At 63.3% G+C, this 17988-nt stretch carries 15 protein-coding genes and 3 pseudogenes; 10 read left to right on the plus strand and 8 right to left on the minus strand.

Annotation, left to right across the window (positions count from 1 at the left end):
- Positions 1-49: 49 nt before the first annotated feature.
- The 10 genes and pseudogenes from ACX5I6_RS15850 to ACX5I6_RS15895 all read left to right on the plus strand — a co-directional run bounded on the left by ACX5I6_RS15850 (position 50) and on the right by ACX5I6_RS15895 (position 10825).
- Positions 50-1027, plus strand: a complete 978-nt coding sequence (locus tag ACX5I6_RS15850) for an ABC transporter permease (RefSeq protein ID WP_018763806.1) — start codon at positions 50-52, stop codon at positions 1025-1027.
- Positions 1028-1059: 32 nt separating this feature from the next.
- On the plus strand, positions 1060-1986 hold the full coding sequence (locus ACX5I6_RS15855; RefSeq protein WP_133832848.1) for an ABC transporter permease: 927 nt from the start codon (positions 1060-1062) through the stop codon (positions 1984-1986).
- Positions 1983-2935 (plus strand): annotated as a pseudogene (locus tag ACX5I6_RS15860) (ABC transporter ATP-binding protein). The gene ACX5I6_RS15855 and the pseudogene ACX5I6_RS15860 overlap by 4 nt, the downstream one beginning before the upstream one ends.
- Positions 2916-4004, plus strand: a complete 1089-nt coding sequence (locus ACX5I6_RS15865) for an ABC transporter ATP-binding protein (RefSeq protein WP_461841102.1) — start codon at positions 2916-2918, stop codon at positions 4002-4004. Before ACX5I6_RS15860 ends, ACX5I6_RS15865 begins: the two are co-directional and overlap by 20 nt.
- Before the next feature lie 74 nt (positions 4005-4078).
- Positions 4079-5674, plus strand: a complete 1596-nt coding sequence (locus ACX5I6_RS15870) for a glycoside hydrolase family 32 protein (protein ID WP_243835580.1) — start codon at positions 4079-4081, stop codon at positions 5672-5674.
- Between the two features lie 34 nt (positions 5675-5708).
- Positions 5709-6680, plus strand: coding sequence for a PfkB family carbohydrate kinase (locus ACX5I6_RS15875; protein ID WP_018763811.1), 972 nt, complete (start codon positions 5709-5711; stop codon positions 6678-6680).
- Positions 6681-6744: 64 nt separating this feature from the next.
- Positions 6745-8206, plus strand: a pseudogene (locus ACX5I6_RS15880) (extracellular solute-binding protein).
- On the plus strand, positions 8203-9132 hold the full coding sequence (locus ACX5I6_RS15885) for a carbohydrate ABC transporter permease (protein WP_461841103.1): 930 nt from the start codon (positions 8203-8205) through the stop codon (positions 9130-9132). The pseudogene ACX5I6_RS15880 and the gene ACX5I6_RS15885 overlap by 4 nt, the downstream one beginning before the upstream one ends.
- 8 nt (positions 9133-9140) lie before the next feature.
- Positions 9141-10043 (plus strand): carbohydrate ABC transporter permease, encoded by a 903-nt coding sequence (locus tag ACX5I6_RS15890; RefSeq protein WP_133832852.1) that lies wholly within the window; start codon positions 9141-9143, stop codon positions 10041-10043.
- A 470-nt stretch (positions 10044-10513) separates the two neighbouring features.
- Entirely contained in the window at positions 10514-10825 is a 312-nt protein-coding gene (locus tag ACX5I6_RS15895; protein ID WP_223994978.1) for a 4a-hydroxytetrahydrobiopterin dehydratase, read from the plus strand.
- 159 nt (positions 10826-10984) lie between these two features.
- Here the strand turns inward: ACX5I6_RS15895 and ACX5I6_RS15900 are convergent.
- From ACX5I6_RS15900 to ACX5I6_RS15935, 8 genes and pseudogenes are all read right to left on the minus strand, one after another.
- Positions 10985-11437 (minus strand): annotated as a pseudogene (locus ACX5I6_RS15900) (VOC family protein).
- Between the two features lie 155 nt (positions 11438-11592).
- On the minus strand, positions 11593-12342 hold the full coding sequence (locus ACX5I6_RS15905; RefSeq protein ID WP_223994975.1) for an SDR family NAD(P)-dependent oxidoreductase: 750 nt from the start codon (positions 12340-12342) through the stop codon (positions 11593-11595).
- A 131-nt stretch (positions 12343-12473) separates the two neighbouring features.
- Complete coding sequence (locus tag ACX5I6_RS15910; protein WP_461841104.1) at positions 12474-13460, minus strand: Gfo/Idh/MocA family protein; 987 nt, start codon at positions 13458-13460, stop codon at positions 12474-12476.
- The gene (locus ACX5I6_RS15915) at positions 13457-14314 is read right to left on the minus strand and encodes a carbohydrate ABC transporter permease (protein WP_223994973.1); all 858 of its coding nucleotides are present in this window, start codon (positions 14312-14314) and stop codon (positions 13457-13459) included. The genes ACX5I6_RS15910 and ACX5I6_RS15915 overlap by 4 nt, the downstream gene beginning before the upstream one ends.
- Positions 14311-15225, minus strand: coding sequence for a carbohydrate ABC transporter permease (locus tag ACX5I6_RS15920; RefSeq protein WP_223994971.1), 915 nt, complete (start codon positions 15223-15225; stop codon positions 14311-14313). The genes ACX5I6_RS15915 and ACX5I6_RS15920 overlap by 4 nt, the downstream gene beginning before the upstream one ends.
- A gap of 55 nt (positions 15226-15280) precedes the next feature.
- On the minus strand, positions 15281-16297 hold the full coding sequence (locus ACX5I6_RS15925; RefSeq protein ID WP_461841105.1) for an ABC transporter substrate-binding protein: 1017 nt from the start codon (positions 16295-16297) through the stop codon (positions 15281-15283).
- Between the two features lies 1 nt (position 16298).
- On the minus strand, positions 16299-16541 hold the full coding sequence (locus tag ACX5I6_RS15930; protein ID WP_461841106.1) for a hypothetical protein: 243 nt from the start codon (positions 16539-16541) through the stop codon (positions 16299-16301).
- Positions 16542-16655: 114 nt separating this feature from the next.
- Entirely contained in the window at positions 16656-17987 is a 1332-nt protein-coding gene (locus tag ACX5I6_RS15935; protein ID WP_461841735.1) for an MFS transporter, read from the minus strand.
- Position 17988: the final 1 nt, after the last annotated feature.

Genomic DNA, 17988 nt, shown 5'->3' on the forward strand with positions numbered 1-17988 from the left:
CCGTCGGGCGTACCCACAATCTTGACCACTCCCGAATTGGAGGGAAACCGTGCGCTTCATCCTGCGCCGACTGGGTTTCTACCTGATCGCCTTCTGGGCATCCATTACCCTGAATTTCCTGCTCCCCCGCTTCATGCCCGGGGACCCCGTATCACGCATGTTTGCCCGCACCCAGGACAGAATGCAGCCCGAACAGCTCGAAGCCCTGCGCAAGCTGCTTGGCGTGGACGACCGGCCCATCTGGGAGCAGTACGCCGGCTACCTCCAGAACATCCTCACCGGACAGATGGGGGTATCGATTACACGCTTCCCCACCCCCGTCACCGAAGTCATCTCATCCCAAATCGGCTGGACCCTCCTGCTTGGCGGAACCGCGCTGGTGATTGCCGCCGTCGTGGGCAACCTGCTGGGCATCCTGGCAGCCTGGCGCCGCGGCAGCGCCCTCGACTCTGCCCTGCCTCCCGTGCTGGTCTTTATCGGATCGTTCCCCTACTTCTGGCTGGCAATGGGCGCTCTGTACCTGTTCGGCGTCGTGCTCGGCTGGTTCCCCATCCGCCACGCGTTCACCGACGGCCTGGAGCCGGCGTTCACTGCCGAGTTCATCGGTGACGTCGGCGCCCACCTCGTGCTACCGGCGCTGACCATCGTGCTGGTCTCCATCGGTGGCTGGATGTTGGGCATGCGGAACACCATGATTGCCACGAACTCCGAGGACTACATCACCATGGCCGAAGCCAAGGGCCTTCGCCCCGGACGGATCATGCTCCGCTACGCAGCCCGGAACGCGATGCTGCCCTCGGTGACCAGCTTCGGCATGGGCCTGGGCTTCGTCGTCGGCGGCGCCCTTCTGACCGAGGTGGTCTTCGCCTACCCCGGCGTCGGATACCAGCTCCTCAACGCCGTCCAAGGCCTCGACTACCCGCTTATGCAGGGCCTGTTCCTGACCATCACCGCCGCCGTGCTGCTGGCGAACTTCCTGGTGGACATCCTCTACGTCCGCCTCGACCCCCGCGTGCGCAGCAACTGAGCAGTGCGTACCCAGTAACCAAGGGACCGACCATGACCAGCGTTATCCTCCAGCAGCCAACTGAAGCAAAAGCTGCCCGCAAAACCAACCGTGGATTCATCCACGGACTCATCACCAACAAGAAGGCCATGACCGGCATGGCCATCATGCTCGTCTTCATCGTCCTCTCCCTGGCCGCGCCGGTACTGTTCCCGGACGACCCCTCCCGGATCACCGGGATGGCCTCACTGGAACCAGACAGCGAACACTGGCTCGGAACCACCGCCAAGGGCCAGGACGTGCTCGCCCTGACCATCCACGGCGCCCGAAGCTCCCTGCTCGTAGGGCTTACCGTCGGGTTCGCATCCACCTTCATCGGAATCCTCGTTGGCCTGGCATCAGCCTATTTCGGCAAATTCATCGACGAAGCACTGTCGCTGCTGACCAACGTCTTCCTCCTCCTTCCCGGCCTGCCGCTGCTCGTCATCCTGGCCGCCTTCCTGCCCCCGGGGCTGGGCACGGTCATCCTGGTCCTCACCGTCACGGGATGGGCCGGATCAGCGCGCGTACTCCGGGCACAGGCCCTGTCCATCCGATCCAAGGACTTCGTCGCTGCCGCCGTCGTCTCCGGTGAGCGCGCCGGCCGCATCATGTTCCGCGAAATCCTGCCGAACATGGCATCGATCGTGATGGGAACACTGCTCGCCTGCGTCATCTACGGCATCGGGGCCCAGGCCGGCCTCGAATTCCTTGGACTGGGTGACGTCAGCACTGTCTCCTGGGGCAACAACCTCTTCTGGGCCGGAAACGAAGGCGCCCTGCTCACCGGAAGCTGGTGGGTCTTCATCCCCTCCGGCCTCTGCATCGCCCTGGTCGCATTCGCCCTGGCCCTCATCAACTACGCCGTCGACGAAGTAACCAACCCCCGGCTGAGGAAGATCCGCAAACCCGCCACCACCGAAAGGGGCGCCGCACAGTGACCGTCTCCCAAACCTCCTTCGGCTCCCATGAACCGGTCCTCGACGTCAAGAACCTCACCGTCAAATACGTCGGCGACTCCCGCTCGACCACGGCCGTGAACGACGTCTCCTTCAGCATCGGCGCCGGTGAGGTCTTCGGGCTGGCCGGCGAATCCGGTTGCGGAAAATCAACCATCGCCAACTCCATCATGCGGCTGCTCAAGGACCCGGCGAAGATCGCCGCCGGCAGCATCTCCTTCGGCGGCAAGGACGTCCTCGCCATGAACCAGGACGAGCTGCGCCGTTTCCGCTGGCAGGACGTCGCCATGGTGTTCCAGTCCGCCATGAACTCGCTGAACCCCGTGCTCACCATCGGGGAACAGATGGCTGACATCTTCACCACCCACGCCGGCTACCCGCGCAAAGAATCCCTTCGACGCGCGGCGCAGCTGCTGGAACTGGTCCGCATGGACCCCGCCCGCCTCAAGTCGTACCCGCATCAACTCTCCGGCGGCATGCGGCAACGCGCCGTCATCGCCATGGCTGTCGCCCTGAAGCCGTCACTGCTGATCCTTGACGAGCCCACCACCGCACTGGACGTGGTGGTGCAACAGGAGATCATGGCCCAGATCAAGGATCTGCAGCGCGAACTGGGCTTCTCCGTCCTCTTCATCACGCACGACATGTCCTTGATGGTGGAACTCTCCCACCGGATGGCCGTCATGTACGGCGGCCGGATCGTGGAAACGGCCAAAGCCCACGACATCTACACCGCCCCAGGACACCCCTACACCCAAGCCCTCATGGGCGCGTTCCCGCCGCTCACCGGCCCGCGGATCCCGCTAAGGGCCTGCCCGACGGCGTGAAGTTCCGGAACATCCCGGACCTCGCCGAAATTGCGCCCGGCCACTTCGTGGCACCGTTTGATGCCGACGCCGAAGCCGCCGTCCTTGAAGGAGCAGCACAATGAGCCACGCCGTCCACTCCCCGGCACGGCCGGATGTTCGTCCCTGACTCCTGCCCTGGAGGTGCGCGGACTTGGTAAGTCCTTCCACATCGGCGGCCTGTTCTCCAGCCAGGCGGTCCGGGCGCTCCACGGTGTCGACCTGACCATCGGTCGCGGAGAGATCGTGGCACTGGTCGGCGAATCCGGTTCAGGCAAGAGCACCCTGGCCCGCTGTGTCGCCCGGCTCGAGAAACCGAGCGAAGGGGCCATCCTGGTCGACGGGGTCGACGTACTCAAACGTGACCGTTTCCAGGCCTCACGGGAGTTCCGGTCCCAGCTGCAAATGGTCTTCCAGGACCCCTTTGGCTCACTGAATCCCGCCCACCGAATCGAGCACTTCCTCCGCCGGTCCCTCACCATCCACGGCAAAGGCGGCACCCGCCAACGCGGTTCCGAAGAGCAGACCAGGCGCCGTCTCGAAGAGCTCATGACCACCGTCGGGCTTCAGGCCGACATGCTCGACTCCTACCCCCATGAGCTCTCCGGCGGGCAACGTCAACGGGTCGCGATCGCGCGGGCCCTGGCCGTGGAGCCAAACGTCATCCTCGCCGACGAACCGACTTCCATGCTGGACGTTTCGGTCCGCATCGGCGTGCTGAACCTGATGCGGAAACTGCGCGATGAGCAGGGCATTTCCATGCTCTACATCACCCACGACCTCGCCTCCGCCCGGTACCTGGCGGACCGGACGGCCGTCATGTTCGCCGGCGAAATCGTGGAAGAAGGTGAATCACTGGACCTGCTGGCCAACCCGGCCCACCCCTACACCCAATTGCTCGTCTCAGCCGTCCCCGACCCGGCGCGGGCCGGATCCTACGACCCCATCCACCGCGCCCAGCTCCGGCAAGCCGTCATGGCTTCCGCCGGCTGCGCCTTTGAGAACGACCCGGGGCAGCGCTGCTCATCCAAGGAACCCGTCCGGCACCAGGTGGGCGACCCCCTGAACCGCCACTGGGTCCGCTGCCACCTCTACCGCCCGCGCGCCGGCGCCGGCGGCCATGCATTGGCGACAGAACCGGAGCCTGGAGACTGACGTTCCCGTTTCCACGTCCAAACATCAACATTCACGCCCTGGCAGCACCGTCGCTGCCCGCCGAAAGGTAACTGATGGAAGATTCACCCGCCGTATCCCGGCGTGCCCTCCTGACCGGAAGCGGGGCCGCTGCCCTCACCGGATCGCTCGCACTAGCAACACCATTCGCCCAGTCAGCGGCAGCGGCACGCCTGAACGCCCCAGACAACGCACCGGCCAAGCCGCCCTACAAAGGACCAACCCGTATGCGCCCGACCTATCACTTCAGCGTCCCCGACAACTGGAAGAACGACCCCCAGCGGCCCATCTACATCGACGGCGAATACCACTACTACTACCTCTACAACGCCGATTACCTCCAGGGCGGCGGCGGCACATCGTGGCGCCGTGCCACCACCACCGACCACGTCTCCTTCCGCGACCGTGGCGTGGCCATCCCCAAGTTCAGCAACGGCAACGGCGACTGCTGGTCAGGCTGCCTTGTCATCGACGAACGAAACACTGCCGGCTACGGTGAAAACGCCGTCATAGCCCTCGTGACCCAGGCACCCCAAGGCCGCCAGGCGCAATACCTCTGGTACTCAACTGACCGTGGGCGTTCGTTCAAACCTGGTGGGACGGCGCCGGTACTTCCAAACCCAGGCGTGCAGGACTTCCGCGACCCGAAAGTCATCTGGGACGAAGACCGCAGGCAGTGGTTCATGGTCAACGCCGAAGGGCAGAAGCTCGGCTTCTACACATCTGCCAACCTGCGTTCCTGGCGGCGGGTCGGCGAGTTCGTCCGGACGGACCTTGGGTTGCTGGAGTGCCCGGACCTTTTCCGCATGACCGCCGACGACGGTACTTCGCACTGGATCCTGGGCACCAGCGCCAACGGCAAAGGCCGAGGACTGCCGGCAACATACGCCTATTGGACAGGAGCCTTCAACGGAATCACGTTTGCTCCAGACCATGCCGAGCCGGAGTGGCTGGACTACGGCTATGACTTCTACGGAGCAGTGACTTACCCCCACCACGACGCCTCCGGCGCGGAGGATGCCACCCTGCGCAGGGCGCTTGGCTGGGCGAACTTCTGGGACTACCCCCACAACACCCCCACCCTGGCGACCGACGCGTACAACGGTGATGACATGATCGTGCGCGACATCCGGCTCAAGAAGGCAGGCGGAAGCTACAGCCTCCTCTCGACCCCCACCACCGGCCTGGCCAACCACATCGAACGCACCCACCGCCTCGGGGACGTCGAGGTCACGGGAACCCATGACCTCGATATCAGTTCACTGGCCTATGACCTGACCTGTGAACTTGTATGGGACCCGGCGGCCCCTCCGTCCAACATCGGCCTTGAGGTCTGCCGTGCAGCCGGTGGGGGCCGGCACGTCGCCGCCGGTGCATTCCTCCGCGGCCCCTTCGCTTACGTCAACCGGCGGCCCACCATCAACCCCACCGGCGGGGAAAGCCAGACACCCATCGATCCCTCGGCAGGGCGCCTTACACTCCGTCTCCTGGTGGACCGGACCAGCGTCGAAATGTTCGTCGGAGACGGACGGGTGGTGCACTCACACCGGGTGTTTCCCCTGGAAGGTGACAACAACATCCGGCTCTACGCCAACGATGGAACGGCCACCTTCAGTGACCTCACGATCAACGAGATCAACGCGACGACTTAGCCGCTCCCCAATCAACACTGCCCGAGAGAAAAATATGGATTACCTCAAAGCAGCCTGCCCAGACGCCCAGCAGCCATTTGACGCCGTCGTTGTCGGCGAAGCGCTGATCGATGTGGTCACCGCCCCGGACAGCCAGGTTGAGCATCCTGGCGGATCGCCCGCCAATGTCGCCTATGGCCTCGGTCTCCTGGGGGTCACCACGGGCTTGCTCACGGCCATTGCACCCGATGAGCGGGGAAGAACTATCGAGAACCACCTCCACCGGGCAGGGGTAACACTTCTGCCTGGATCAAAATCCCTCACCCGCACCGCAACAGCGACCGCAACCCTCGGACCCGACGGATCCGCCGCATACGACTTCGACATCCGCTGGCAGCTGCCACGAGCAACGCCTGCCTGTTTCCCCCAAGTCCTGCACACCGGTTCCATCGCCACCTTCCTCAACCCCGGGGCCGGTGCCGTCAAAAGCCTGCTCGAACAAGCCCACAAGCATTGCACCATCACCTACGACCCGAACATCAGGCCATCGCTGCTTGGCAGCCACGCCGAAGCGAAGGCAACCTTCGAAGCAATCGGCGCACTGACCGACGTCGTTAAACTCAGCGACGAGGACGCCCAGTGGCTCTACCCCGCGAAAACACTGGAAGAAACCGCTGAGCACATCCTCCGCCTGGGCGCCAAGCTGGCGGTGATAACCAAAGGTGCTGCCGGCTCCCAATTCACCTCGCCGTCCGCGAGCATCACCATTCCCGCCGTCAAAGCGACGGTGGCGGACACCATCGGCGCCGGCGACTCCTACATGGCCGCACTGATCCTGGGCCTGCTCACCCGCGGCGCCGGGGGCTTTGCCCCCGCCGTCATGGAGCAACTGGGACGCACGGCAGCCGCAGCAGCGGCCATCACCGTGCAGCGCGCCGGGGCCAACCCACCCACCCTTGACGAACTGACAGCTGCTGTCGAAGCACACGCCTCCGCACCACGGGCTTTCGCATGCGACCAGGCATAAACAAAACGACCCCGCGGGCAACAAACGTAAAGGACGCCGTCTACCCTGTTAGGAGGAGCCAACAATGACGTCTGAGAAGACACCGGAGCACCAAGCCCCTGCGCATTCGCTGCGGTCCAGCAGCAGGTTTGCGCAACTCACCCGGCGTTCCATGCTGGGCCTGGGCGGGCTCGCCGTGGCGGGGGCCACTGTGGGGGCCTGGCCCCGACTTACCGGCGCCGACATTCCGGGCCGCGGCAGCAAGGCCCTGAACATCGCCATTCTGGGAACGGCAGCGGATGCGGCGGGACGCCAGGGCCTGATCCAGGCTTTCACCACCGCCCATCCCGACATCCCAGTGCGGCTGCAGGCGATTCAGGGTGCGGACTGGAAGGACTTCTTTTCCAAGATCCTGACCATGGTGGCCGCGGGAACGCCACCGGATGTGGTCTATGTCGCCACCGAAGGCGCCCAGTTGTTCGCCGACAAGCTGGCCGAGCCTCTGGATGGATATGTCCGCCGGGACGCCGCGGCGATGAGCGACTACTTTAATGACGTTCATCCGAGCCTGCTGGAAGCCTTCATGTACCAGGGAAGCCTGTACCAGCTTCCCCTGGACTGGAACGCGGCGAACATGTACCTGAATACCACCACCTTCGCGCAGGCCGGCCTTGACCGGCCGAGGGACGACTGGACCAAGGACGACTTCAGCTCCACCCTACGGGCCCTGCGTAAAGCCCGCCCCTCCGATTTCACCCCGTACTACTGGACCAACCGGCTTTTCGGCGGGGTGGTCCCGTGGCTTTACGCCAATGACACCAGCTTCCTGTCCGAAACGAAGGCGCCCGGCGGGGACTGGCTCTGGGACCGCTTCTACCCCACCGACCCTGCCCGCGGCACCCGTGGTGGCGGGTACCAGTGGCTGGCCCCCAACGCCGAGGACGGGCGCGTCATTGAAACCTTCGACTACCTGCGCGAGCTCGTAGCCGAAGGACTCGGCGTACGTCCCGAATCAGGTGGCGGCAACGCCCTGGTGGGCCTGTTCGGCAACAACCGCATCGGCACGACGCCGGCCGGTGGCTATTGGGCGCAGGGCCTGCACGAGGCCGGGATGACCGCCGATCAGTTCGACGTGCAGTTCTTCCCGCGCTGGCGGACCCAGCGGCACCAGTTCGGTGCTGCCGGCTACGCGATCATGCGCACCGCGAAAGACAAGGACGCGGCCTGGGAATGGGTGAAGTTCTGCTCCAGCCGCCAAGCGATGCAGCTGGCCATTCCCAAACCGAACACCACCCCCACACGCCGTTCGATGGTCAACGAGTCCTTCTACGCCGCCACCGGGCCGCGGCACTGGAAAGTCTTCTACGACACCCTGGACAGGTTCCCCACCTCCGGTCCGATCCCCGCCCCGCCGCAGCAGGCGGCCGTCGAAACTGCCCTGATGAAGAACGTCTCCACCGCGGTCAGCGGCGAGCTCCGCCGATGTACGGGCCGCGATGGGCAACCTTCAACGTGACCTCGAACTGGCCCTGAGGAGGAATTCATGACCACCACGTCCACCGTCCCGCGGCCACCAGTGAAGCCACCGGCCGTGCGCCGGTCGTTTGTCGAGCGGTGGCTTGCAAGGATTTTCCTTGCTCCTACGGTGATCGGGATGGCCCTTTTCACCTTCCTGCCGATCATTGCTTCGCTGGTCCTCGCGTTCTTCCGCTGGGACATCGTTTCGGCACCGCAGTTCGTCGGGTTCGCCAATTTCGCCTCACTGGCACAGGACCCCACCGTCCGCGTGTCCTTCCTGAACACCATCGGGTTTGTGATTGTGGCGGTAGTCCTTCAACTCGGCATCGCCCTTGGCCTGGCCTCCATGCTTCAGGCCAGGATGCCCTCCTGGCTGAGGGTATTCCTCCGTTCCACCTTCTTCTTTCCCCTGGTCCTGTCCGCCGCGTCGGTGTCCATCTTCATGCGGTGCATGTTCAACGAACAATTCGGCGTGGTGAATTGGCTCCTGTCGCTCGTCGGGATCCCCGCTGTGCCGTGGCTGACAAGCCCTGCGGCGTCCGCCGCCGTCGTCGTCCTGGTCTACGTGTGGCAGAACTTCGGGTTCTCATTCCTGCTCTTTCTCGGCGCCCTGACCAATATCCCGAAAGAACTGCATGAAGCAGCGAACCTGGATGGTGCCACGGGCTGGAAACAGTTCAGCAACGTGACCCTTCCGCTGATCAGCCCGACTGTGCTCGTGGCGTCCGTCATGGCCATCATCAGCGCCCTGCAGGTCTTCGACCAGCCCTATGTCCTGACCAACGGCGGCCCCGGCGACTCCACCCGGACCGCCGTCATGGTCATCTTCGAATCCGCCTTCCAGCAACTGGAGTTCGGCAAAGCCTCCGCCATCGGCCTGGTACTCACCGTGCTGATCCTTGCCGTCACCGCCCTGCAGTTCCGCCTTAGCCGCCGCTTCGTCTTCTACCAGTGAGGTCCGCCATGTCCAGCCAGACCCTGCACACCGGGACCGGCTTGCCTTCCGGTTCCACCGCCGAACCGCCCGCCACCCGTACGCCCCGCCGCTTGCCATCAGCCGGCACTGTCGGCAGATACGCAGCCTTGGCCGTGGCAGCGGCGCTGACCCTCGGCCCTGTCCTGTGGACCTTGTCCACCTCGCTGCGCACGCCGTCGGAATCGTTCAACCTGCCGCCCTCCTTCCTGCCCATCAACCCTGACTTCACGGCCTACCAGGAAGTGTTCAAGCAGATCAACGTCGGCCTCCTGGTCCTGAACAGCGCCCTGGTGACCGGCCTGATCGCACTTGGCCAGATGGCGTCGGCCACCCTGGCCGGCTACGCCTTCGCCCGCCTGGACTTCCGCGGTAAGAACGCCATCTTCTCGCTGGTGCTGGCCACCATGATGGTCCCGGTGCAGGTCACCATCGTCCCGGTGTTCATGCTGATCCGTGGAATGGGCCTGTCCGACACCCTGCTGGCCCTGATCCTGCCGGCCATTCCCACAGCATTCGGCACCTTCCTGATGCGCCAGTACTTCCTTGGCCTGCCGAACGACTTCGCCGAAGCAGCAGCCCTGGACGGTGCCGGGCCGTGGCGGATCTTCCGTTCGGTCTACGTCCCCCTGGCGGTCCCCGGCATGGCGATCGTCGGGATCCTCGCCTTCAACTTCCATTGGAACGAGTTCTTCCGGCCACTGATCCTCACCATCAGCGAACAGAATTTCACCCTTCCCCTCGGCCTGGTCACGCTCCAGGGCAACCTCGGCACCGGGAGCATCTCGGTGGTCCTCGCCGGCGTGATCCTGTCCATGCTGCCGGCACTGGTCGTGTTCATCTTCGGCCAACGAACCCTGCGAGAAGGCCTCACCGCCGGCGCCAGCAAATAGCGGTGGTCCACGCAGTGGGGTGCATCATCTCGGGAGGGCACGGCGGGCCAGAGCGACGACACTCAAAGTATCTGAACAGGTTAAGCAGAAAGCCCCTCCGACGAGGGGACTTGCTGTGCCCGAGGTGGGACTCGAACTATATTCAAACCCTTGCAAACATTGGGAACCGGCGAAAACATCCAGAATCCGGAGCAGTTCGTGGGTGGTACGAGGCACTCTGCTACGAAAAGTGTGGACATTGTCCACACACTCCTTTGGGGGGCAATTCCCCGAACTCGGTCCGTCGTTTCCTGGGGCGAATTCATGCGGTTGATCACCGCCGCCGGGCCAATCCCTCACCTGCCAGGGCGTGACAGCGTCATCCCTACACGGTGCGGAGCTTTACCGAAGTTGCCAGCCGGCCATCACACTGGGAGGCGTGGTGCCTGCAGGGGTAGTCCACGGCGCCCCTCCGGAGCCATGATGGCACCATGACTGATCCCCAATGGAAGCTGTCCGCCGCCGAGATCGCCGAGGCCGGGCTTACCGGCTGGCGCGTGACCGGTGGGGCCCTCGCCGCCACATTCAGGACCCGGAAGTTCTCCACCGGCCTGGAGCTCGTGAACCGCATCGGCGCCTCCGCCGAGGAGGCCAACCACCACCCCGACCTCACGCTCACCTACCCCGAGGTCGGCGTCACGCTCTCGAGCCACGATGTCGGCGGGATCACCAGCCGCGACATCGACCTGGCCCGCGCCATCAGCAGCCACGCCGCGGACCTTGGGGTCGCGGCCGCGGACTGAGTCTCCCGCCGTCGGGCAGGGGCCGTGGAGGAGTCGGGCCCCATGTTCGTTTTGGGTTCTCAGGTCCTTCTACAGACCGGGGGACTTTAGCGAGCAGCATCGGACCCCTGATGCCACAATATGGTGCCAGGCCAGGAATCCGATTGCAGCAGGAGGATTTTATGTCTGGTCAGCACTTTGCCAGTCTGGTGCTTGAATGAGCTCCACCCGATTTCCGTCTGGGTCGAGGAGGTAGACGAGCCACCCGCCGGCAATGGGGCCTGAGGTCGGGGCAACTGGTTCGGATACGGCCGTGTAACCAAGGGCCGTCATCTTGGCGTAAACCTGCCGTACGTCAATGTCTGTGAAGGCAAGGTGTGCCGTGCCTGGCTGTGCATCTGATGGGTCGACTGCGGGCAGGAGAGGCTCGGCATGGGCAAGTTCGAGCCGGAAGGTTCCGTCATTGGTGGTGAGAAGCATGGCTCTGACCTTTACGTTGGGACGGCCGTAAAGTTCGCCGATGTATGGTCCCGAGGTTCATGCATCCAAGCGGGTTAGTCCGAGGCCGTCCTCGTAGAATCGCGCGCTGCGTTCCATGTCCGTAACGTGCAGGGCGGTGTGATGGTGTCGCATTTAGGTGTCTCCTTGGTGGGTCAGGGCTCCCTACTCGTCTCCGATTGTTGAATACTGTGCGCGCGATGAGGGCAGCCCTGAGGCGTTGATGTTGGTGGGTAAGCCAGGCCCGGGAGCATCGGGCGACGGCACGTATGAAGCCCCGCAGGGTAGTCTTAGGTTCCGATTCCCAGGTGTGCTCCGCCTGCCACATCGAGGGAAACTCCTGTGATGTAGCGGTTGTCGGGATCGGCGAGGAAAAGGATGGCGCGGGCGACTTCGTCGGGTTCGGCGAACCTCCGCATCGGAAGTTGCGCTGCCCGCTTCGCGCGGTTGGCGGCTGCATCCGGTCCGGAATCCTTGGCGAATTGTGCCCACATGGGTGTATTTACTGGGCCTGGTGCGATGGCGTTGACGGAGATGCCGTTGGGCCCGAGCAGTTCAGCGAATGACCACATGATGTGAAGTACAGCGAGCTTGCTCGCGTTGTAGGGCAGATAGTTGAGCCGTGATTCCTTGGCCGCAACTGACGATAGGACCACGATGGCACCGGCAGTGCCGGTCTCGAGCATTGACTTGGCGGTCTCCCGCACCATCGTGAAGGTGGCGGTGGCGTTGATCCTCAGGATGGAGTCAAATTCCTCGGTGGTTGTCTCCATGATGCCGGGGGTGGGGCCGAGCACCCCGGCTGCGTGGATCAGGACATCGATGCGGCCGTATTTGGCTGTGATGTCTTGGATAGCAGCCGCGCATTGCTGGTCGGAGGTGATGTCGAGGGGGTAAAACGCCTTGAGGTTCTGGCCCTCTTTAGGGGAACGGTCAGCGCCTACGACGATGGCGCCTTCTGCTGTGAGGGTGTTGACGGCGGCATCGCCTATCCCGCCGCTGGATCCGGTTACAAGAACCACCTGGTCTTTGAGGCTCATTTGTTCTCCTTGCCATGGGCGTAGGTGCACCGCGGGTCCCCGGCGGTGAAAGCGTGAGTTGCTCGCTTCATGTTCAATTCCTTAGGTGTAGTGCAGTTGGGCCGCTCGCGCGTTGTTCAGGTTTGGTGATGCTATCGGGCGACAACGTCCTCCGCGTCCGAAGCATCTGCAGCCAGGACCGCGTCGGCGATTGCGGTGGCCCGGAGAGCCTGGCTGAACGTAACGGCGGGGCCTTCGCCGGTGCGGAATTTGAGCGCCGCCTCTGCCTGGCGAAGGAAGAGGTCGGTGGGGGCGAACGACGTTGTGTCGTGGCTCCCGTCCCGGTTCCAGACGTGGACGGTGTCGTTGGACCACAGCATCCGGCCGTTGCGTGCGAGTACATCGATGGTGAGACTCCAGTCCCCTTGGTTGAGCCCTTGCGGCTCCTGCCAGGGAGACCAGTAGGTCTGCAGCTGGAACACGGCTCCCGCGGGAAATTCGAGGGCGGTGACTACGTACTCCGGTACCGGCGAGCCGTATAGGCTGCTGCTGGAGCTTGTGGCAAGGACTTTTGGGTCACCGTCGAACCAGGATGACACCAACTCGATGGCGTGGATGCCGTTTACAACGGCGACGCCGCCCTCCTTTGGGTCAGCTCGCCAGGAATCGACGTTCTGTTTGTGGGCTACGGAGCGTACGGATACGGCGACCACGTCGTTGTTCCTCACCCATCGAGAGAGGAGGGCTGCTGCCGGGTGCTGGTGGAGGGTGTATCCGACCATCAGGCGCTCGTTGACACCGGACGCGGCGGCAAGGACGGCCGCGCCTTCTGCGTCTGCGGCGACCGGTTTTTCAGTCAGCACATGGAAGCCGCGGTTCAGCAGGTCAGCGCAGATGGCGGGTTGAATGGTTGTCGGGAGGGCAACGACCACGAGGTCTGCGTGCTCGGGGCGGAGCGCTTCGGTGCTGGCTACCAGCACGGCGCCCAGTTCCTGGGCGAGGGGGTAGGCGCGGTCGTCCTTTTCTACAAGAGCCGTGACGTGGGCCCCTGCTGCGGCGAATGCTCGTGCGTGTCGGGAGCCGGCCCAGCCGGCCGCCCCGACGACTGCGACGCGCGGAGCTGGTGTTGCTGAGGTCATGACTTGACACCACCGGAGGTCAGGCCGGCGATGAACCAGCGTTGGAAGGCGGCGAAGATGGCCAGGACAGGTATGAATGCGACGATGACGAAGGCGCCGAAGGCGGCCCAGAAGTTGCCGTAGCCGGTGGAGATGTAGCGGACGATGCCGTTTTGCACGGTCTTCATGTCTTCGGTTGTTGCCAGGACGGTCCCGACGAGGAAGTCGTTCCAGACGAAGACGAAGATGAAGATCGCGACGGCGGCGATGCCTGGGCGGATCAGTGGCAGCACGATGCGCAGAAGGATTTGGCGTCGGCTGCATCCATCGATTGCTGCTGCTTCCTCAATCTCAACTGGGATGTTTTCGATGAAGTTGCGCAGGAACAGGATCGTCTGTCCGCAAATGATGCCGGTGTAGACCACGATCAGCAGAGGGTAGGTATTGATGAGCGCGGTCTTCACGAACATGGAGTAGAGCGCAATGAAGACGACGACGCCGGGGACCATGGACAGCACAAGGATTGCGGTCATGAGGCTTTCCATGCGATGGCCCCGGTATCGGGTCGCGACGTAGGCTGCGGGAACGCAGACGGCCAGGGCGAGGATGATCGAACCGATGGCGTAGATCAGCGAGTTCAGGAAGAAGCGGACGTTGGTGGAGGTGAAGAGTCCGCCGTAGCTGTCGAACGAGAACGGGTTCGGTATCCACACGGGCGGGAAAGCGACCGTGTTCGCATCGGTTTTCAGGGACGTCGATAAGATCCACAGGACGGGAGGCAGCACCAGGGCCGCCGTGACTGCGACGACTGCCCAGATGGGTAGCCGGCGGAGTATATGCCCGGGTCGGCGGCGTGCGGGAATGGTGGCAGTCACAGGGTTTCCTTCCGTCGGAAGCGGATCGCTACCAGTGTCAAGGCGATGTTGATGGCGAAGAGCAAAATTGCTGCCGCGGAGGCACCGGAGAGGTCGAAGTCCTGGAACGTCTTGTTGAACACCCGCATGGAGAGCGTTTCCGTTCCGCCCAGGGGCCCGCCGCGGGTGGTGACCAGGATGATGGTTACCATCTGTACATACAGCATCAGGAGGACGACGACGACGGAAACGATGGTGTTGCGAAGGAAGGGAAGTGTGATGTTCACGAATCCCTGCCACACGTTCCCTCCGTCAACGCGCAGGCTCTCATACAGTTCGGTTGGTACGGTCTGAAGCGCCCCGAGGAAGAGGACCATTGCCTGGGGATAGGACCACCACGCGGTGATGAGTGTTAGTGCCAGCAGCGCAGAACCCGGTGTGGAGAACGCATCGGCGGGCCCGAAACCAAGGGCTTTTGTGATGGCTGTCCCCGGGCCGTAGGTGGGGTTGAGGAACCACAGCCAGAGGGTGCCGACGGTGGCTTGTGACATCAGCCATGGAAGCAGGAACAGACTCCGCACCGTCCGCTTGAAGCGAATGATTTTATTCAGGACCACCGCTGAGGCAAAGCCGAGTGGCAAGGCAATCGCGAGGGCCCCGAGCGAGAAGGCAAGGGTGGTGCCGATCTGTTTGGGAAGGTCCTTGTCGGTGAAAAGCTTGGTGAACGACTTTAGTCCCGAGAAGTCCTTGATTTGGTAGTACGTGGTGTCGTGGAAGGCCGTCCAGGCTGTGAAGAGGAGGGGCCCAACGAAGACGAAAAGGAAGACAGCAACGACCGGGATGACGTAGAGCCAGACTGCGCGGTCCTTCCGTGCCGGCCGGAGACGGGGCTTGGTGCTCCGCGCTGCGCGTTGTTCTTGTGTCACTGACATGGGATTCGCTTTCCTGGGGGCAGGTTTACCTGGTTAGTCCTGTCCGGTCGGGGGCTCATTTGTTGGCTGCGTCCTGGGCAGCTTTCATGAAATCGTCGGCGGACGAGTTGTTCAGGTACAGCTGCTGTCCGGCGTTGGCAAGTCCACCGGCAATCGCGATCCAGTTGTCCGGGTAGGTGTGTGGCTCGCTGTGATCTTTGACGAAGTTACTGACGTCCAGCACGGTCTTGGCCTCGGGAGTGGTGAAGTACGGCTCCTGGAACGTCGACGAGCGGGTGGGTACGTCTCCCCCGGTTGCCATGAGCGCCCCGGCTTTCGGGCCGGTCATGTATTGGATGAACTTCCAAGCCGCCTTGGCATGCTTGCTTCCGGCGCCGATGCCAAGGGTCCAGCCAAACGTCGATCCCGTGTCCGAGCCGTTTGAGGTTTTGGGCAGGGTGGCCGACTTGATGTCCGGGTTGGCCTTTTGCAGGGTCAGGAGGCGTTCCGTTCCGAGGGCGGACATGGCAACAGTGCCGTTTTGGAGGCCGTCCGCAACCGTTGAGTACTGGTCCCCCACAACGCTCGGTGGCATGCCGCCGGCTTTTTTGAGCTTCACGAGGAAGTCGGCGAATTCTTTACCCTTTTCAGTGTTAAAGCTGGCCTTGCCGTCCTGGTTGGAGATCTCCTGCCCCACCTCGCTCATGAAGCAATCGAAGAAGGTCGAGATGATCGCTGAGTTGTCGACCCCGGAGAACCCCGTCCCGAACCCGGTAAATCCGGCCTTCGCCGCTTTCCCAGCAACCTCGGCGACCTGGTCCCAGGTGGTGGGTACGGCAGCGCCGACCTGCTTGAGGATCTTGTCGTTGTAATAGAGCGTGCACGTACGGTAGTCGTACGGGACGGCTACTTGCTTTCCATCCTTGTCCGCCAGCTTGTCCACCGGGCGCAACCAGTCAGTGATCTGCTTGGCCTCCTCAGGAAGCGGCTGATAGACCTGCGCGGCAGCAATTTGGGGAACAACCGGGGCGAACATCTTCACGACGTCCGGTGTCTGTCCCGCTGCTGCTGCCTGCGGGAGCCTGCTGATCATGTCACCGAAGGAAACCGTCGAGATGGACTGTGATGTCGGGATTTTCCTTGTGGAAGTTCTCGAGGTTTTGCTTCAGCGCCGCAGCCCGTGGGTTGTTCTGGCTGGGGTCCATGAAGTCCCAGTACGTCAACGTGACGGGACCGTCGTCGTTGTTGTTGCCGGAGTCGCCTGAACTGCCTGAGCAGCCGGTGAGCAGCGCCCCGGCGACGGCAATGGCGGTCAAAGTACTTGCAGCTTTGATCAATTCATCTCTCCTTTGAGATCGGTTGCATTTTCACCAGCGCGACTGAGATCGGTTGCTGAGATCGGTTGCAATAAACATAGGGTCGGGAGCAGGGTCTGTCAAGGATTATTCAGCTCAGGTTTTCGGAGCCTTCTGGTTCCGGTCGTGGACGAGAGGTATCTCGGTATTGAGATGCGGCGTTTGGGGCCCCGAAGTCCTTAGTGCATCTTCAATCACGCGCGGTCTGTTGATCATCAGGGCTCCCGTGGTAAGCACGAGCAGCCAGGCTCCGAGCATGCCGAACGACGGCAGCCAGTGGTCTCCGGGCTGATGCAGGAGGCCAAAAAGGAATGGGCCAAGGCTTGCCAGGGTGTAGCCGATCCCCTGGGCGAACCCGGACAGTACCCCCGACCCGGTCTGTGTTCGTGCTCGCTTATTGATCATGGTAAACGCGAAGGAGTATGCGCCCTGACCAAGCCCGGCGATGGCTACCCACACCCCGGCAGAAGTTACCGGAGCAAAGATGATGCCTCCATAGCCGACCGCGAACGTGACGACGAACAGGATTGCGACAGGAAGCGGGCGAGGCATCCTCACCACGGCAAAAGGCACAATAAGGCCGACGGGCAGGCCGAGGATGGAATAGAGCGCCAACATGAATCCGGCCGTTCCCGGACTCATCCCTCTGTCTACAAGAACAGTCGGAAGCCACGCCAGCGCCGCAAACGTGTTGCTCGAGCAACCCGCGAAGATCAGTGCCGTTCCCCAGCCAAGAGATGATCTCCAGGGCTTGATGACGCTGGTGCGGGGCGGCGGCACTTCGCTGGTGGGCGGCTTCTCGACGCGGGCAGCCGGACGCCTGACCGCAAGGACCATCAGCCAGGGTACGGCCGCGGCGGCGCTGATGACCGCCCAGATGCCGATGGAGAACCGCCAGCCATACATACCCGCCAAGGGTATGGCCGCTTGGGCGGCCACGGCAGTGCTGACGGCGAGGAGAGTTACGTGGAGGGCAGGGAGGACCCCGATTTTATCGGGGAAATACTTCATCAGCAGCGGCGGAATCACCACATTTACCACGCCGATCCCCAGCATTGCGACACAGGTGAACACCAAAAAGGCGAGGGTAGTCCACCCCAGGGCGCGTCCGACCTGGCCGAGTGTTGTCAGCAGGATTGACACCAGCAGCAGGTGTTCGGGCTGGGTACGTCGGATCAGGGGAACAGCCAGGAAGCCCATCGCTGCGAAGCCGGCGGTCGGCAGCATTCCAAGGATGCCGGTCGTCACGGCGTCGAGGGATAGGTCCCCGCCTATTGGACCAAGGAGTGGCGATACCGCCGAAACCGCCTGTCTGGCGCTGAACGCGACCAGCAGGATGCCAATGAGCGGGGTGAGCCGTCCGCGCAGCGGTTGTCGTCCCGCTCCCCCGACTTTCGGGTTGCTCGGGTGGAGGCGGTTTGGAGCTATT

Source organism: Arthrobacter sp. MMS24-T111 (assembly GCF_054888995.1).

Excerpts from the sequence above, each read along its gene's own strand:
- ACX5I6_RS15905 (WP_223994975.1), bottom strand. The coding sequence starts at position 12,342 with ATGAGCCTCAAAGACCAGGTGGTTCTTGTAACCGGATCCAGCGGCGGG.
- ACX5I6_RS15895 (WP_223994978.1), top strand. The coding sequence starts at position 10,514 with ATGACTGATCCCCAATGGAAGCTGTCCGCCGCCGAGATCGCCGAGGCC.
- ACX5I6_RS15870 (WP_243835580.1), top strand. The coding sequence starts at position 4,079 with ATGGAAGATTCACCCGCCGTATCCCGGCGTGCCCTCCTGACCGGAAGC.
- ACX5I6_RS15920 (WP_223994971.1), bottom strand. The coding sequence starts at position 15,225 with ATGTCAGTGACACAAGAACAACGCGCAGCGCGGAGCACCAAGCCCCGT.
- ACX5I6_RS15910 (WP_461841104.1), bottom strand. The coding sequence starts at position 13,460 with ATGACCTCAGCAACACCAGCTCCGCGCGTCGCAGTCGTCGGGGCGGCC.
- ACX5I6_RS15855 (WP_133832848.1), top strand. The coding sequence starts at position 1,060 with ATGACCAGCGTTATCCTCCAGCAGCCAACTGAAGCAAAAGCTGCCCGC.
- ACX5I6_RS15890 (WP_133832852.1), top strand. The coding sequence starts at position 9,141 with ATGTCCAGCCAGACCCTGCACACCGGGACCGGCTTGCCTTCCGGTTCC.
- ACX5I6_RS15875 (WP_018763811.1), top strand. The coding sequence starts at position 5,709 with ATGGATTACCTCAAAGCAGCCTGCCCAGACGCCCAGCAGCCATTTGAC.
- ACX5I6_RS15925 (WP_461841105.1), bottom strand. The coding sequence starts at position 16,297 with ATGATCAGCAGGCTCCCGCAGGCAGCAGCAGCGGGACAGACACCGGAC.
- ACX5I6_RS15885 (WP_461841103.1), top strand. The coding sequence starts at position 8,203 with ATGACCACCACGTCCACCGTCCCGCGGCCACCAGTGAAGCCACCGGCC.